We start from the raw sequence: 13,439 nt of genomic DNA, 5'->3' as shown, positions 1-13,439 counted from the left end.
GGAGTAGAACACCATGCTGCAACCAGCACGTCGCAAGTACCGCAAAGAGCAGAAGGGCCGCAACACGGGTGTCGCCACCCGCGGTGCCAATGTCTCCTTCGGCGAATTCGGCCTCAAGGCCACCGAGCGCGGCCGCATCACCGCACGCCAGATCGAAGCCGCACGTCGGGCGATCTCGCGTCACATCAAGCGCGGTGGCCGCATCTTCATCCGCATCTTCCCGGACAAGCCGATCTCGCAGAAGCCGGCCGAAGTGCGGATGGGCAACGGCAAGGGCAACCCCGAGTACTACGTGGCCGAGATCGTTCCCGGCAAGGTTCTGTACGAACTGAACGGCGTGCCCGAGACCCTGGCCCGCGAGGCGTTCACGCTCGCCGCGGCCAAGCTGCCGCTGCGCTGCACGTTCGTTGTGCGCCAGGTCGGCACCTGAACACGGAGCAACCATGAGCAAAGCATCCGAACTCCGCGCCAAGGACGTTGCCGGCCTCGAGAAGGAGGTCAATGACCTCCTGAAGGTCCACTTCGGCCTGCGCATGCAGAAGGCCACGCAGCAGCTGGCCAACCACCAAACGCTGGGCCAGACGCGCCGCGACATCGCGCGCGCCAAGACCATCCTGGCCGAGAAGAAGAAGGGAGCCGCCAAGTGAGCGAAGCCCAAGTCCAATCCGCCGCGGCCGCCCCCGCCAAGAACACGCGCACCCTGGTGGGCCGCGTGGTCAGCGACAAGCGCAGCAAGACGGTCACCGTGCTGGTCGAGCGCCGTGTCACGCACGAGCTCTACGGCAAGATCGTCGGCAAGTCGCGCAAGTACCAGGCGCACGACGAGAAGGGTGAATACCACCTGGGTGACGAGGTCGAGATCGCCGAAGGCCGGCCGATCAGCAAGACCAAGTCCTGGGTGGTGACCCGCCTGATCAAGAAGGCCGGGCTGGTCTGAGCCCGCACTGCCGCGGGGCCATCGGCCCCGCAGGCCATCGACGGCCGGACTGCTGGGATACTGGCAGCCGGCCGTTTTCCATGGCTGGTCCCGATTCGACACCCCACACGAGGAGATGCAGATGATCCAGGTTGGCGACAAGCTGCCCGCAGGCACGCTCAATGAATTCATCGAGGTCGAGGGCAATGGCTGCTCGCTCGGCCCGAACAGCTTCGACATCGCCAAGGAGACGGCCGGCAAGAAGATCGCCGTCTTCGCGCTGCCCGGCGCCTACACGCCGACCTGCTCGGCCAAGCATGTGCCTGGTTATGTGCAGCAGGCCGATGCACTGAAGGCCGCCGGCATCGACGAGATCTGGTGCGTCAGCGTCAACGACGCCTTCGTGATGGGCGCCTGGGGCCGTGACCAGAAGACCGGCGGCAAGGTGCGCATGATGGCCGACGGCAGCGCCGCCTTCACCCAGGCCACCGGCCTGACGCTGGACCTGACGGCCCGCGGCATGGGTCTGCGCAGCAACCGCTATTCGATGCTGGTGGTCGACGGCGTGGTCAAGACACTGAACGTCGAAGGCCCCGGCAAGTTCGAAGTCAGCGACGCCGACACCATGCTGGCGCAGGCCAAGGCCGCGCTGGCCTGAGCTTCCAAAAGATTCTGCGTCCGGGCGCTTGACGTGCGCTCGGGAAACCACGCATAATCCGCAGCTTCGCCGGAAGGCGCCGGGTTCGCATTCGCTGAACCGGGCCCTTTCGGATCCGCCCACACGTGAACGGCCGAGCAGGATGTGCTGCAACGCTTCAAGCGACGGGCCCAAGACTGACCGACAAGCCTGGCTGCCAAGCCAGTGCCTGACGGGACAAGTTGGGGACACAAATGATCCAAATGCAATCGCGACTCGACGTCGCAGACAACACGGGCGCGAAGTCCGTCATGTGCATCAAGGTGCTTGGTGGCTCCAAGCGTCGGTATGCGAGCATTGGCGACATCATCAAGGTGTCGATCAAGGAAGCCGCGCCGCGTGGCCGCGTCAAGAAGGGCGAGGTCTACAGCGCTGTGGTGGTCCGCACCGCCAAGGGCGTGCGCCGCCAGGATGGCTCGCTGGTGAAGTTCGACGGCAATGCCGCCGTGCTGCTGAACGCCAAGCTCGAGCCGATCGGCACCCGCATCTTCGGGCCGGTGACGCGCGAACTGCGCACCGAGCGTTTCATGAAGATCGTGTCGCTCGCACCTGAAGTGCTGTAAGCCAGGCACACAGGAACAAGGACATCCAGCCATGAACAAGATTCGCAAAGGCGACCAAGTCATCGTGTTGACGGGTCGCGACAAGGGCAAGCGGGGCACCGTGACCCTGCGTGTCGACGAGGACCATGTGGTCGTCGACGGCATCAACATGGTCAAGAAGCACGTCAAGCCGAACCCGATGAAGGGCACCACCGGCGGCGTGATCGACAAGACCATGCCCATCCACCAGTCGAACGTGGCGATCTTCAACGCCGCCACCGGCAAGGCCGACCGCGTCGGCGCGAAGATCCTTGCCGACGGCAAGAAGGTCCGCGTCTACAAGTCCAGCGGCGAAGAGATCAAGGCCTGAGGCCTGCGAAAGACAAGGATTCAGCCATGGCTCGTCTGCAACAGTTTTACCGCGAGAAGGTTGTCCCCGACATGGTGGCCAAGTTTGGCTACAAGTCGGTGATGGAAGTGCCGCGCCTGACCAAGATCACGCTGAACATGGGCGTGAGCGAGGCGGTGGCCGACAAGAAGGTGATGGACCACGCCGTCGGCGACCTCACCAAGATCGCCGGCCAGAAGCCGGTGGTCACCAAGTCGCGCAAGCCGATCGCCGGCTTCAAGATCCGCGAAGGCCTGGCCATCGGCTGCATGGTCACGCTGCGCGGCGTCCAGATGTATGAATTCCTGGACCGCTTCGTGACCATCGCCCTGCCGCGTGTCCGCGATTTCCGCGGCATCTCCGGCCGGTCGTTCGACGGCCGTGGCAACTACAACGTGGGTGTGAAAGAGCAGATCATCTTCCCCGAGATCGAGTACGACAAGATCGACGCGATCCGCGGCATGAACATCAGCTTCACCACCACTGCCAAGACCGACGACGAGGCCAAGGCCCTGCTCGCGGCCTTCCGCTTCCCCTTCAAGAACTGAGGCGAACCATGGCCAAACAATCCCTGATCCAGCGCGAAGAAAAGCGCGAGAAGCTGGTTGCCAAGTTCGCCAAGAAGTACGCCGAACTCAAGGCCGTCGCCAACGACGCCAAGAAGAGCGACGAAGAGCGCTACCTGGCCCGTCTGGAGCTGCAGAAGCTGCCCCGTAACGCCTTCCCGACGCGTCTGCGCAACCGCTGCGAACTGACTGGCCGCCCCCGCGGCACGTTCCGCACCTTCGGCCTCGGCCGCAGCAAGATCCGTGAACTCGCCTTCAAGGGCGACATTCCCGGTGTGACCAAGGCCAGCTGGTAAGCGGCTCGAGCAGGAGAAATCACAATGAGCATGAGTGATCCCATCGCCGACATGCTGACGCGCATCCGCAATGCGCAGTCGGTGCAGAAGGCGATCGTCTCGATGCCTTCGTCGAAGGTCAAGATCGCGATCGCCCAAGTCCTGAAGGACGAAGGCTACATCGACGGTTTCCAGGTCAAGACCGAGGGCGCGAAGAGCGAACTCGTGGTGGCCCTGAAGTACTACGCCGGCAAGCCGGTGATCGAGCGCATCGAGCGCGTGAGCCGTCCTGGCCTGCGCGTGTACAAGGGCCGTGACGCCATTCCGCAAGTCATGAACGGCCTGGGTGTGGCGATCGTCACCACCCCCAAGGGCGTGATGACCGACCGCAAGGCCCGCCAGACCGGTGTCGGTGGCGAAGTGCTTTGCTACGTGGCCTGACCGGCGAAGGAGCAAGAACAATGTCCCGCGTTGGAAAGATGCCGATCACCGTCCCGCAAGGTGTGGACGTGCAGATCTCGGCCGAGCAGATCACCGTCAAGGGTGCCAACGGCACCCTGGTGCGGACCGCCAGCTCGCTGGTCAACATCAAGAAGGATGGCGCTGTCATCTCGCTGGAGCCCGCCAATGAGTCGGTGGCTGCCAATGCGATGAGCGGCACCATGCGCGCCCTGATCAACAACATGGTCAACGGCGTGAGCAAGGGCTTCGAGAAGAAGCTCACCCTGGTTGGCGTGGGCTTCCGTGCCCAGGCCGCCGGTGCCAAGCTCAACCTGCAGATCGGTTTCTCGCACCCCGTGGTCAAGGACATGCCCGCCGGCGTGACCGTGGCCTGCGCGACCCCGACCGAAATCCTGATCAAGGGCGCCGACCGGCAAGCGGTCGGCCAGGTGGCTGCTGAAGTGCGCGCCATCCGCCCGCCCGAGCCCTACAAGGGCAAGGGGATCCGCTACGCCGATGAGCGCGTGGTGATCAAGGAAACGAAGAAGAAGTAAGGAGCCGAACATGCTGACGAAAAAAGAACAGCGCCTGCGTCGCTCCCGCCAGACCCGCGCCCGCATTGCCAACCAGGGTGCGGTGCGTCTGTCGGTCTTCCGTTCCAACCTGCACATCTACGCCAGCGTGGTCTCCGGCGACGGCACCCAGGTGCTGGCCTCGGCCTCCACCGCCGAGAAGGAAGTGCGCGAACAACTGGGCAAGGACAAGGGCGGCAACACCGCCGCCGCCGCCCTGGTGGGCAAGCGCATCGCCGAGAAGGCCAAGGCCGCCGGTGTCGAGAAGGTGGCGTTCGATCGCTCGGGCTTCGCCTACCACGGTCGCGTCAAGGCGCTGGCTGATGCCGCGCGTGAAGCCGGCCTGCAGTTCTGAGCGCTGAGAAGGAAACAAGCAAATGGCAAAGTTCACTCCCCGCGCCCAGACCGAAGGCAACGACGACGGTCTGAAGGAAAAGATGATCGCGGTCAACCGCGTCACCAAGGTTGTCAAGGGCGGCCGCACGCTGAGCTTCGCGGCGCTGACCGTCGTGGGCGACGGCGATGGCCGCATCGGCATGGGCAAGGGCAAGGCCAAGGAAGTGCCGGTGTCGGTGCAGAAGGCCATGGACTCGGCCCGCCGCGGCATGTTCAAGGTGCAGCTGCGCAACGGTACCGTGCACCACAACGTGCGCGGCGAGCACGGCGCCGCCAAGGTGCTGCTGGCCCCCGCGCCGGCTGGTACCGGCATCATCGCCGGCGGCCCGATGCGCGCCGTGTTCGAAGTGATGGGTGTCACCGACATCGTCGCCAAGAGCTTGGGCTCAAGCAACCCGTACAACATGGTGCGCGCCACGCTGGACGCACTGAAGCGGTCGACCACCGCCGCTGAAGTGGCGGCCAAGCGCGGCAAGACGGTTGAAGACATCTTCAACTGATCTGGCTGTCACGGAGAATTCCATGTCGGATACGACGCAAGACAAGAAGACCCTGAAGGTCCGGCTCGTGAAGAGCCCGATCGGCTGCAAGCAGTCGCATCGCGCCACCGTGCGTGGCCTGGGCCTGCGCGGTGTCAACAGCGAGCGTGTGCTCGAGGACACCCCCGCAGTGCGCGGCATGATCAACAAGATCGCCTACCTGGTGCTGGTGGTCTGAGGCTGCGGCCCGACTTCGGCAACTTTTCAGGAATCAACATGCAACTCAACACCATCAAGCCGGCCGACGGCGCCAAGAAAGCCCGCCGCCGCGTGGGCCGTGGCATCGGTTCGGGCCTGGGCAAGACGGCCGGCCGTGGCCACAAGGGCCAGAAGTCGCGCGCCGGTGGCTACCACAAGGTGGGCTTCGAAGGCGGCCAGATGCCGCTGCAGCGTCGCCTGCCCAAGCGTGGCTTCAAGTCGCAGTCGCTCAAGTACAACGGCGAGGTCAGCCTCACCGACCTGCAGCACCTGGACCAGGATGAAGTCGACCTGGTCATGCTGAAGGCCGCTGGTCTGGTCGGGCAGATGATCAAGCACGTCAAGGTGATCAAGAGCGGCGAGCTCTCGCGCAAGGTGGTGCTCAAGGGCATCGGCGCGACCGCGGGTGCCAAGGCCGCCATCGAGGCAGCCGGCGGCGCCCTGGCCTGATCGTTCTTCCAGGACTTTCGTTTTGGCAACTTCGGCAACCCAGCTGGCCAAGAGCGGCAAGTTCGGCGACCTGCGTCGCCGGCTGGTCTTCCTGCTGCTGGCCTTGGTGGTCTACCGCATCGGCGCGCACATCCCCGTGCCGGGCATCGACCCGATCCAGCTGCAGCAGCTCTTCAAGGGCCAGCAGGGCGGCATCCTGAGCCTGTTCAACATGTTCTCGGGCGGGGCGCTGTCGCGCTTCACCGTGTTCGCGTTGGGGATCATGCCGTACATCTCGGCGTCGATCATCATGCAGCTCATGGGCTATGTGGTGCCCACGCTGGAAGCGCTGAAGAAGGAAGGCGAAGCCGGACGCCGCAAGATCACGCAATACACCCGCTACGGCACGCTGGGCCTGGCGCTGTTCCAGAGCCTGGGCATTGCACTGGCGCTGGAAGGCTCGGCCGGCCTCGTCATCAGCCCCGGCTTCGGGTTCCGCATGACCACCGTGGTCAGCCTGACGGCCGGCACGATGTTCCTGATGTGGTTGGGCGAGCAGATCACCGAGCGTGGCCTGGGCAACGGCATCTCCATCCTGATCTTTGCTGGCATTGCAGCAGGTCTGCCGGGCGCGATGGCGGGGCTGTTCGAGCTGATCCGCACCGGCGCGATGAGCATCATCGCGGCGCTGATCATCATCACGCTGGTGATCGGTGTGACCTTCGTGGTGGTGTTCGTCGAGCGGGGCCAGCGCAAGATCTTGGTCAATTACGCCAAGCGCCAGGTGGGCAACAAGGTGTACGGCGGCCAGTCGTCGCACCTGCCGCTGAAGCTCAACATGTCGGGCGTGATTCCGCCGATCTTCGCGTCGTCGATCATCCTGCTTCCGGCCACCGTGGTGGGCTGGTTCGCCACTGGCGATGGCATGCGTTGGCTGAAGGACTTGTCTTCGGCGCTGTCGCCGGGGCAGCCGATCTACGTGATGCTGTACGCCGCGATGATCGTGTTCTTCTGCTTCTTCTACACGGCCCTGGTGTTCAACAGCCGTGAGACCGCAGACAACCTGAAGAAGAGCGGCGCGTTCATTCCGGGCATCCGCCCTGGCGACCAGACCGCCAAGCACATCGACAAGATCCTGTCCCGCCTGACGCTGGCCGGCGCGATCTACATCACCGCGGTGTGCCTGCTGCCCGAGTTCCTGGTGCTGAAGTACAACGTCCCGTTCTACTTCGGTGGCACCTCCCTGCTGATCATCGTGGTCGTCACGATGGACTTCTGGGCGCAGGTGCAGAGTTATGTGATGAGTCAGCAGTACGAATCGCTGTTGAAGAAAGCCAACTTCAAGGCGACTTGAAGCGGGCAAGCCTGGTGGGCTGCGAGGCCTGCTGACGCCATTTGGTTGAGTTTGCGCTCGGAACGTCCATGGGGACGGGAGTGCTCTAGGAGAAGACGATGAAAGTCTCTGCATCGGTCAAGAAGATGTGCCGCAATTGCAAGGTCATCCGCCGCAAGGGTGTGGTGCGCGTGATCTGCACCGACCCGCGCCACAAGCAGCGCCAGGGCTGAAGCCCGCCTGCCGCGTTCAGTAGATAGAGGACCACCATGGCACGTATTGCTGGCATCAACATTCCGCCGCACAAGCACGCCGAGATCGGCCTGACGTCGATCTACGGCATTGGCCGCACCACGGCGCAGAAGATCTGCACCGCAGTGGGCATCGCCTTCTCCAAGAAGATCAAGGACCTGTCGGACAGCGATCTGGAAAAGATCCGCGACGAGGTCAACAAGCTGACGATCGAAGGCGACCTGCGCCGCGAGATCAGCATGAACATCAAGCGGTTGATGGACCTGGGCTGCTACCGCGGCCTGCGCCACCGCCGCGGCTTGCCGATGCGTGGCCAACGCACGCGCACCAATGCCCGCACCCGCAAGGGTCCGCGCAAGGGCGCTGCCGCGCTCAAGAAGTAAGCCCGCATACCTGATCGGAACACGACATGGCCAAAGCACCTGCCAATACCGCGGCGCGCCGCGTGAGCAAGAAGATCCGCAAGAACATTGCGGACGGCATCGCTCACGTGCACGCGTCGTTCAACAACACCATCATCACCATCACCGATCGCCAGGGCGGCTCGCTCGCCTGGGCGTCGTCGGGTGGTCAGGGCTTCAAGGGCTCGCGCAAGTCCACCCCGTTCGCTGCCCAGGTGGCTGCCGAAGTGGCCGGCCGCGCCGCGCAAGAGCAGGGCATCAAGAACCTGGACGTGCGGATCAAGGGCCCCGGCCCGGGCCGCGAGTCGTCGGTGCGCGCCCTGGCCGCGCTCGGCATCCGCATCAACTCGATCAGCGACGTGACGCCCGTGCCGCACAACGGCTGCCGTCCCCAGAAGCGCCGCCGGATCTGAGTTCGAAGCGAGCGGCTGCGAGGCCGCTACAATCGAGAGTTTTCCGTCAGCCGGCGGGTGCCTGGAGCGCCTGCCGGCGATTTCGTTGAAGCCGGTCAACCTGCGCCAGCAGGGCAGCAGACCAGCGATCAAGCCCACCGTCTGAGCGTCTCAACAACATCCGCCAGACTCGCGCGACTTTTGCCTCGCGTCAGATTTCACAGAGGAACCCACGTGGCACGTTATCTTGGACCCAAGGCCAAACTGGCCCGCCGTGAAGGCACCGACCTGTACCTGAAGAGCGCCCGCCGCGCCATCAGCGACAAGTCGAAGTTCGAAACCAAGCCCGGCCAGCATGGCCGCACGTCTGGCCAGCGCACCTCCGACTTCGGCGTGCAGCTGCGCGAGAAGCAGAAGGTCAAGCGCATGTACGGCGTGCTGGAGCGCCAGTTCCGCCGCTACTTCGCCGAGGCTGAGCGCCGCAAGGGCAACACCGGTGCCAACCTGCTGTTCCTGCTGGAAAGCCGCCTGGACAACGTGGTCTACCGCATGGGCTTCGGCAGCACCCGCGCCGAGGCGCGCCAGCTGGTCTCGCACCAGGCCATCATGGTCAACGGCAAGACGGTGGACATCGCCTCTTACCTGGTCAAGGCCGGCGACGTGGTCGCCTTGCGTGAGAAGGCCAAGAAGCAGCTGCGCGTGACCGAGTCGGTCAAGCTGGCCGCCTCGATCGGCATGCCCGACTGGGTGCAGGTGGACGCCACCAAGCTCGAAGGCATCTTCCGCAAGGTGCCCGACCGAGACCAGTTCGGCGCCGAGATCAACGAATCGCTGATCGTCGAGCTGTACTCGCGCTGACGCCTTGCCGGCGCGCCGCCGTGCGGTGTGCGCGCCCCGCCCTCGTGTCCGCTTGCCGGGCATGGCACGAGGTGTATCCCGCCCGGCATGGTCCGTCAGCCTTATCGGTGTAACGAGCCGAGGGTATTGAGAGGAACAGGACTCGATGCAAACCAATCTGCTGAAACCCAAAGCCATCCAGGTGGAGCCGCTCGGCCACCACCGCGCCAAAGTCACGCTCGAGCCGTTCGAGCGCGGCTACGGCCACACGCTGGGCAACGCGCTGCGGCGCGTGCTGCTGTCGTCGATGGTGGGTTACGCACCGACCGAAGTCACCATCGCTGGCGTGCTGCATGAGTACTCCACCATCGACGGCGTTGCCGAAGACGTGGTGCACATCATGCTGAACCTGAAGGGCGTGGTCTTCCGCCTGCACAACCGCGACGAAGTGACGCTGGTGGTGCGCAAGGAGGGCGAGGGCCCGGTCACCGCGGCCGACATCCAGGTACCGCACGACGTTGAAGTGATCAACCCCGAGCACGTGATCGCCCACCTGGCCCATGGTGGCAAGCTGGACATGCAGATCAAGGTGGAAAAGGGCCGTGGCTATGTGCCGGGCAGCATGCGGCGCTACGGCGATGAGCCCACCAAGTCGATCGGCCGCATCGTGCTGGACGCGTCCTTCTCGCCGGTGCGCCGCGTGAGCTACGCCGTCGAGAACGCCCGTGTCGAGCAGCGCACCGACCTGGACAAGCTGGTCATGGAAATCGAGACCAACGGCGCCGTGACGCCCGAGGAAGCGATCCGTGCCTCGGCCGCCATCCTGGTCGACCAGCTGTATGTCTTCACTGACATCACCCGCCTGGAAGGCGGCGTCGGCATGCACGCCGGTGCGGCCGAGCGCCAGAAGGACACGCACGATCCGATCCTGCTGCGTCCGGTCGACGAGCTGGAGCTGACGGTGCGTTCGGCCAACTGCCTGAAGGCCGAGAACATCTACTACATCGGCGATCTGATTCAGCGCACCGAGACCGAGCTGCTGAAGACCCCGAACCTGGGCCGCAAGTCGCTCAACGAGATCAAGGAAGTGCTGGCATCGCGCGGGCTCACGCTCGGCGCGCGGCTGGAGAACTGGCCCCCGCAGGGCCTGGACAAGCGCTGATCCCGGCGCTCTGGTCAACCCAAACCACCGGCCTGGTTCGCCAGGCGCGAGTGCACACCCCGGTACCTGACACGGCCGGGGTTCGATAACCAAAGGACATCACCATGCGTCACCGCCACGGCCTCCGCAAACTCAACCGCACCAGCGAACACCGCGCCGCGATGCTGCGCAACATGTGCGTCTCGCTGCTGCAGCACGAGGCCATCAAGACCACCGTGCCCAAGGCCAAGGAACTGCGCCGCGTCGTCGAGCCGCTGATCACCCTGGCCAAGGTGCCCAGCCTCGCCAACCACCGCCTGGCCTTCAACCGCCTGCGCGACCGTGACGTGGTGCTGAAGCTGTTCAAGGAACTGGGCCCGCGTTACCAGACCCGCCCGGGCGGCTACACCCGCATCCTGAAGATGGGCTTCCGCGTGGGCGACAACGCGCCGATGGCCTTCGTCGAACTGGTGGACCGCCCCGAGCCCGCCGCCGCGGCCGAGACGCCCGCCGAGTGATGCCAGGCAGCGGCCGACATCGCCGCGCTGCCGCACACCGACAAAACCAGCCTCCGGGCTGGTTTTTTCTTGGGCGCTGCGACTGACCGAGAATGCAGCCACGGTGGCTGGCATGCCCGTTGCACGCCACCGGTCATGCCATCCCAGGAGTTGCCCGTGTCCGTGTCCCTGTTTCGCCGCCTGATGGCGGCCGCCCTGGCCAGTGCTGGCCTGTTGTGTGTGTTGCCCGCGCAGGCACAGGACTGGCCCACCCGGCCGATCACCATGTACATGGGCTTTCCCGCCGGATCAGGCGTGGACGTGGTGGCCCGCCGCCTGCAGGAGCCGCTGGGCAAGCTGCTGGGCCAACCCGTCGTCATCGACTACAAGCCGGGCGCGGCCGGCAACATCGCCAGCCAGTTCGTGGCCGGTGCCAAGGCCGACGGCTACACCCTGCTGTTCGGCACCGCGGCCACGCATGGCAGCAATGCCGCGCTCTACAAGAAGCTGCCGTTCGACGTGGAGGCTGACTTCACCGCCGTGGCGCCGGTGCTGGATGTGTCGAACGTGCTCACCATCAACCCCGAAGTGGTGAACGTGCGCACGCTGCGCGAGTTCGTCGCGCTGGTGAAGGCCAACCCGGGCAAGTACAACTACGCCTCCACCGGCAACGGTGCCGGCACCCACATGGCGTTTGCCGAGTTCAACGCCCGCCTGGGGCTGGACATGGTGCACGTGCCCTACAAGGGCGGGCCGGAGGCGATCCAGGCCGTGCTCAAGGGCGACACCTGCTGCATCATGAACCAGGTGCAGACCGTGCTGCCGCACTACAAGGCCGGCAAGGTGCGCCTGCTGGGCGTGACCACGCTGGCCCCGGTGGCCGCCGTCAAGGAGGTGCCCACCATCGCCGCCAGCGGCCTGCCTGGGGCCGCGGGCTTCGACAGCTCGATCTGGTTTGCCATCTTCGCGCCCAAGGGCACCGATGCGCGCATCGTCGACAAGCTCAATGCCGCGGTGAAGGCGGTGCTGGAGCAGCCGGACATCCACACCTACTTCGAGGCCCAGGGCAATGCGGTGCGCATCGAGACGCCCGAGCAGTTCCGCAAGACGGTGCGCGACAACCGCCAGAAGTGGGCCGAGGTGGCGCGCAACGCCAACATCACGCTGGACTGACCGGCCATGGCGCCTGTCCCCGCCGCGCCGCCCTGCGGCTTGCCAGCGCTGGAGCAGCGGCTGGCGCACGATCTGCTGTGCCTGGGCTGGCCGGCCCGCGCCTGGATGCCGCCGCAGCCGCCGGTCGACGGATTGCCCGTGCTGGATGTGGCCATCATCGGCGCCGGCCAGGCCGGCCTGGCGGTGGCCGCCAGCCTGGCGCAGAACGGCATCCATGCGGTGCTGTTCGACCGCCAGCCCGCCGGTCTGGAGGGGCCCTGGGCCACCACCGCCCGCATGGAGACGCTGCGCTCGCCCAAGGAGCTCACCGGCCCGGCCCTGGGCGTGCCGGCGCTCACCTTCCGCGCCTGGTACGAGGCGCAATTCGGCGCCGACGGCTGGGCCGCGCTGGACAAGATCCCCCGCCTGCAGTGGATGGATTACCTGCGCTGGTACCGCCGGGTGCTGGCGCTGGACGTGCGCAACCAGTGCACCGTGACCGCCCTGCAGCCGCGTGCTGATGGACGGGTGTGGCTGCAACTGCAGACGCCTGCGGGTGACAGCCGGTTGCTGGCCCGGCGGGTGGTGCTGGCCACTGGCCGCGACGGCCTGGGTGGCCCGGCCGTGCCAGGATTCATGGCGGGCATCGACCGGCAGCTCTGGGCGCATTCCTCGGATCCGCTGGACGACAGCGGGCTGGCCGGTCTGCGCGTGGGCGTGGTCGGTGCGGGGTCGTCGGCCATGGACAGCGCCGCCACGGCGCTGGAGGCCGGCGCCCACAGCGTCGACCTGCTGATCCGCCGGCCGGACCTGCCGCGCATCAACAAGAGCAAGGGCGCCGGCGTGCCGGGCATGGTGCATGGCCACCACTTGCTGGCCGACGACCAGAAGTGGCGCCTGCGGCACTACATCAACCGGTCGCAGGTGCCGCCGCCGCAGGGCAGCACGTTGCGGGTGTCCCGCCACGCCAACGCGCACTTCCATTTCAGCTGCCCGGTGCAGGCCGTTGTCCAGCAGGGCCGGCAACTGCTGGTCACCACGCCCAGGCGCGTCTTCGCGCTGGACTTCCTGATCGTCTCCACCGGCTTCCAGGTCGACTGGGCCCGCCGGCCCGAGTACGCCGGCTTTGCCGACCAGGTGCGCGCGTGGAAGCACCGCCACAGCCCGCCGGCGGGCCAGCACGACGACGAACTGGCCGATGCCCCTGACCTGGGGCCGCTGTTCGAATTCCAGCCCCGTACGCCCGGCGCCTGCCCGGGGCTGGAGCGCATCCATTGCTTCTGCTACCCGGCCACGCTGTCGCACGGCACGGTGTCGGGCGACATCCCCGCCATCAGCGACGGTGCGCGCCGCCTGGCCACCGGCCTCGCCGCGCTGTTCTACCGCGAGGACTTCGACCACCATCTGGCAGCGCTGGAGGCCTATGCCGACCCCGAACTGCTGGGCCATGAGTGGGTGCCCGCCGCATGACCAAC

The 13,439-nt window shown here is 65.8% G+C and carries 23 protein-coding genes; all 23 read left to right on the top strand.

Translation table 11 applies throughout. The features are described 5' to 3' along the window. Positions 1–13 precede the first annotated feature (13 nt). The 23 genes from rplP to FFT10_RS24745 all read left to right on the top strand — a co-directional run bounded on the left by rplP (position 14) and on the right by FFT10_RS24745 (position 13,434). Positions 14–430 carry a 50S ribosomal protein L16 gene (gene rplP, locus FFT10_RS24855; protein WP_137735584.1) on the top strand — a complete coding sequence of 139 codons (417 nt, stop codon included), beginning with the start codon at positions 14–16 and terminating at the stop codon, positions 428–430. A 13-nt stretch (positions 431–443) separates the two neighbouring features. Then, positions 444–647, top strand: coding sequence for a 50S ribosomal protein L29 (gene rpmC / locus FFT10_RS24850; protein ID WP_137735583.1), 204 nt, complete (start codon positions 444–446; stop codon positions 645–647). Continuing rightward, a complete protein-coding gene (gene rpsQ, locus FFT10_RS24845) occupies positions 644–937 on the top strand; it encodes a 30S ribosomal protein S17 (RefSeq protein ID WP_137735582.1) in 294 nt (97 codons plus the stop codon). Before rpmC ends, rpsQ begins: the two co-directional genes overlap by 4 nt. A gap of 121 nt (positions 938–1,058) precedes the next feature. After that, positions 1,059–1,574: a peroxiredoxin gene (locus FFT10_RS24840; protein WP_137735581.1), complete on the top strand. Its 516-nt coding sequence runs from the start codon at positions 1,059–1,061 to the stop codon at positions 1,572–1,574. Positions 1,575–1,807: 233 nt separating this feature from the next. Then, positions 1,808–2,176: a 50S ribosomal protein L14 gene (gene rplN / locus FFT10_RS24835; protein WP_137735580.1), complete on the top strand. Its 369-nt coding sequence runs from the start codon at positions 1,808–1,810 to the stop codon at positions 2,174–2,176. A 31-nt stretch (positions 2,177–2,207) separates the two neighbouring features. Then, positions 2,208–2,525, top strand: a complete 318-nt coding sequence (gene rplX, locus FFT10_RS24830; protein WP_137735579.1) for a 50S ribosomal protein L24 — start codon at positions 2,208–2,210, stop codon at positions 2,523–2,525. A 26-nt stretch (positions 2,526–2,551) separates the two neighbouring features. Beyond that, positions 2,552–3,091, top strand: coding sequence for a 50S ribosomal protein L5 (rplE, locus tag FFT10_RS24825; protein WP_137735578.1), 540 nt, complete (start codon positions 2,552–2,554; stop codon positions 3,089–3,091). 8 nt (positions 3,092–3,099) lie between these two features. After that, on the top strand, positions 3,100–3,405 hold the full coding sequence (gene rpsN, locus FFT10_RS24820; RefSeq protein ID WP_137735577.1) for a 30S ribosomal protein S14: 306 nt from the start codon (positions 3,100–3,102) through the stop codon (positions 3,403–3,405). Between the two features lie 24 nt (positions 3,406–3,429). Continuing rightward, positions 3,430–3,825, top strand: coding sequence for a 30S ribosomal protein S8 (gene rpsH, locus FFT10_RS24815; protein WP_137735576.1), 396 nt, complete (start codon positions 3,430–3,432; stop codon positions 3,823–3,825). Between the two features lie 20 nt (positions 3,826–3,845). Further along, entirely contained in the window at positions 3,846–4,379 is a 534-nt protein-coding gene (rplF, locus tag FFT10_RS24810; RefSeq protein ID WP_137735575.1) for a 50S ribosomal protein L6, read from the top strand. A 10-nt stretch (positions 4,380–4,389) separates the two neighbouring features. Further along, a complete protein-coding gene (rplR, locus tag FFT10_RS24805; RefSeq protein WP_137735574.1) occupies positions 4,390–4,752 on the top strand; it encodes a 50S ribosomal protein L18 in 363 nt (120 codons plus the stop codon). A 22-nt stretch (positions 4,753–4,774) separates the two neighbouring features. Continuing rightward, positions 4,775–5,293 (top strand): 30S ribosomal protein S5, encoded by a 519-nt coding sequence (gene rpsE / locus FFT10_RS24800; protein WP_137735573.1) that lies wholly within the window; start codon positions 4,775–4,777, stop codon positions 5,291–5,293. 22 nt (positions 5,294–5,315) lie between these two features. Beyond that, on the top strand, positions 5,316–5,510 hold the full coding sequence (gene rpmD, locus FFT10_RS24795; RefSeq protein WP_137735572.1) for a 50S ribosomal protein L30: 195 nt from the start codon (positions 5,316–5,318) through the stop codon (positions 5,508–5,510). Between the two features lie 38 nt (positions 5,511–5,548). Further along, entirely contained in the window at positions 5,549–5,980 is a 432-nt protein-coding gene (rplO, locus tag FFT10_RS24790; protein ID WP_137735571.1) for a 50S ribosomal protein L15, read from the top strand. A 22-nt stretch (positions 5,981–6,002) separates the two neighbouring features. Beyond that, a complete protein-coding gene (gene secY, locus FFT10_RS24785; RefSeq protein WP_137735570.1) occupies positions 6,003–7,313 on the top strand; it encodes a preprotein translocase subunit SecY in 1,311 nt (436 codons plus the stop codon). Between the two features lie 98 nt (positions 7,314–7,411). Next, positions 7,412–7,525 (top strand): 50S ribosomal protein L36, encoded by a 114-nt coding sequence (rpmJ, locus tag FFT10_RS24780; RefSeq protein ID WP_125241517.1) that lies wholly within the window; start codon positions 7,412–7,414, stop codon positions 7,523–7,525. 36 nt (positions 7,526–7,561) lie between these two features. Further along, the gene (gene rpsM / locus FFT10_RS24775; protein ID WP_137735569.1) at positions 7,562–7,927 is read left to right on the top strand and encodes a 30S ribosomal protein S13; all 366 of its coding nucleotides are present in this window, start codon (positions 7,562–7,564) and stop codon (positions 7,925–7,927) included. Between the two features lie 26 nt (positions 7,928–7,953). After that, positions 7,954–8,358: a 30S ribosomal protein S11 gene (rpsK, locus tag FFT10_RS24770; RefSeq protein ID WP_137735568.1), complete on the top strand. Its 405-nt coding sequence runs from the start codon at positions 7,954–7,956 to the stop codon at positions 8,356–8,358. A gap of 213 nt (positions 8,359–8,571) precedes the next feature. After that, positions 8,572–9,195: a 30S ribosomal protein S4 gene (gene rpsD, locus FFT10_RS24765; RefSeq protein WP_137735567.1), complete on the top strand. Its 624-nt coding sequence runs from the start codon at positions 8,572–8,574 to the stop codon at positions 9,193–9,195. A gap of 145 nt (positions 9,196–9,340) precedes the next feature. Beyond that, entirely contained in the window at positions 9,341–10,336 is a 996-nt protein-coding gene (locus FFT10_RS24760) for a DNA-directed RNA polymerase subunit alpha (protein ID WP_137735566.1), read from the top strand. Between the two features lie 104 nt (positions 10,337–10,440). Continuing rightward, entirely contained in the window at positions 10,441–10,833 is a 393-nt protein-coding gene (gene rplQ / locus FFT10_RS24755) for a 50S ribosomal protein L17 (RefSeq protein WP_137735565.1), read from the top strand. Between the two features lie 183 nt (positions 10,834–11,016). Beyond that, the gene (locus FFT10_RS24750) at positions 11,017–11,985 is read left to right on the top strand and encodes a Bug family tripartite tricarboxylate transporter substrate binding protein (RefSeq protein ID WP_228027304.1); all 969 of its coding nucleotides are present in this window, start codon (positions 11,017–11,019) and stop codon (positions 11,983–11,985) included. A 6-nt stretch (positions 11,986–11,991) separates the two neighbouring features. After that, the gene (locus FFT10_RS24745; protein WP_137735563.1) at positions 11,992–13,434 is read left to right on the top strand and encodes an NAD(P)-binding domain-containing protein; all 1,443 of its coding nucleotides are present in this window, start codon (positions 11,992–11,994) and stop codon (positions 13,432–13,434) included. Positions 13,435–13,439 lie beyond the last annotated feature (5 nt).

Source organism: Pseudaquabacterium pictum (genome assembly GCF_005403045.1).
Classification (GTDB): Bacteria; Pseudomonadota; Gammaproteobacteria; order Burkholderiales; family Burkholderiaceae_C; genus Pseudaquabacterium; species Pseudaquabacterium pictum.
This window is presented reverse-complemented; position numbering and strand designations above follow the sequence as displayed.

What these genes read in the sequence shown, in the direction of transcription:
- rpsE (WP_137735573.1), top strand. Translation starts at nt 4,775, where the DNA reads ATGGCAAAGTTCACTCCCCGCGCCCAGACCGAAGGCAACGACGACGGT.
- rpsN (WP_137735577.1), top strand. Translation starts at nt 3,100, where the DNA reads ATGGCCAAACAATCCCTGATCCAGCGCGAAGAAAAGCGCGAGAAGCTG.
- rpsK (WP_137735568.1), top strand. Translation starts at nt 7,954, where the DNA reads ATGGCCAAAGCACCTGCCAATACCGCGGCGCGCCGCGTGAGCAAGAAG.
- rplF (WP_137735575.1), top strand. Translation starts at nt 3,846, where the DNA reads ATGTCCCGCGTTGGAAAGATGCCGATCACCGTCCCGCAAGGTGTGGAC.
- rpmD (WP_137735572.1), top strand. Translation starts at nt 5,316, where the DNA reads ATGTCGGATACGACGCAAGACAAGAAGACCCTGAAGGTCCGGCTCGTG.
- FFT10_RS24760 (WP_137735566.1), top strand. Translation starts at nt 9,341, where the DNA reads ATGCAAACCAATCTGCTGAAACCCAAAGCCATCCAGGTGGAGCCGCTC.
- rplX (WP_137735579.1), top strand. Translation starts at nt 2,208, where the DNA reads ATGAACAAGATTCGCAAAGGCGACCAAGTCATCGTGTTGACGGGTCGC.
- rpsM (WP_137735569.1), top strand. Translation starts at nt 7,562, where the DNA reads ATGGCACGTATTGCTGGCATCAACATTCCGCCGCACAAGCACGCCGAG.
- rplQ (WP_137735565.1), top strand. Translation starts at nt 10,441, where the DNA reads ATGCGTCACCGCCACGGCCTCCGCAAACTCAACCGCACCAGCGAACAC.
- FFT10_RS24745 (WP_137735563.1), top strand. Translation starts at nt 11,992, where the DNA reads ATGGCGCCTGTCCCCGCCGCGCCGCCCTGCGGCTTGCCAGCGCTGGAG.
- rpsH (WP_137735576.1), top strand. Translation starts at nt 3,430, where the DNA reads ATGAGCATGAGTGATCCCATCGCCGACATGCTGACGCGCATCCGCAAT.
- rplN (WP_137735580.1), top strand. Translation starts at nt 1,808, where the DNA reads ATGATCCAAATGCAATCGCGACTCGACGTCGCAGACAACACGGGCGCG.
- rpmC (WP_137735583.1), top strand. Translation starts at nt 444, where the DNA reads ATGAGCAAAGCATCCGAACTCCGCGCCAAGGACGTTGCCGGCCTCGAG.
- FFT10_RS24840 (WP_137735581.1), top strand. Translation starts at nt 1,059, where the DNA reads ATGATCCAGGTTGGCGACAAGCTGCCCGCAGGCACGCTCAATGAATTC.
- FFT10_RS24750 (WP_228027304.1), top strand. Translation starts at nt 11,017, where the DNA reads ATGGCGGCCGCCCTGGCCAGTGCTGGCCTGTTGTGTGTGTTGCCCGCG.
- rplR (WP_137735574.1), top strand. Translation starts at nt 4,390, where the DNA reads ATGCTGACGAAAAAAGAACAGCGCCTGCGTCGCTCCCGCCAGACCCGC.
- rplO (WP_137735571.1), top strand. Translation starts at nt 5,549, where the DNA reads ATGCAACTCAACACCATCAAGCCGGCCGACGGCGCCAAGAAAGCCCGC.
- rplE (WP_137735578.1), top strand. Translation starts at nt 2,552, where the DNA reads ATGGCTCGTCTGCAACAGTTTTACCGCGAGAAGGTTGTCCCCGACATG.
- rplP (WP_137735584.1), top strand. Translation starts at nt 14, where the DNA reads ATGCTGCAACCAGCACGTCGCAAGTACCGCAAAGAGCAGAAGGGCCGC.
- rpmJ (WP_125241517.1), top strand. Translation starts at nt 7,412, where the DNA reads ATGAAAGTCTCTGCATCGGTCAAGAAGATGTGCCGCAATTGCAAGGTC.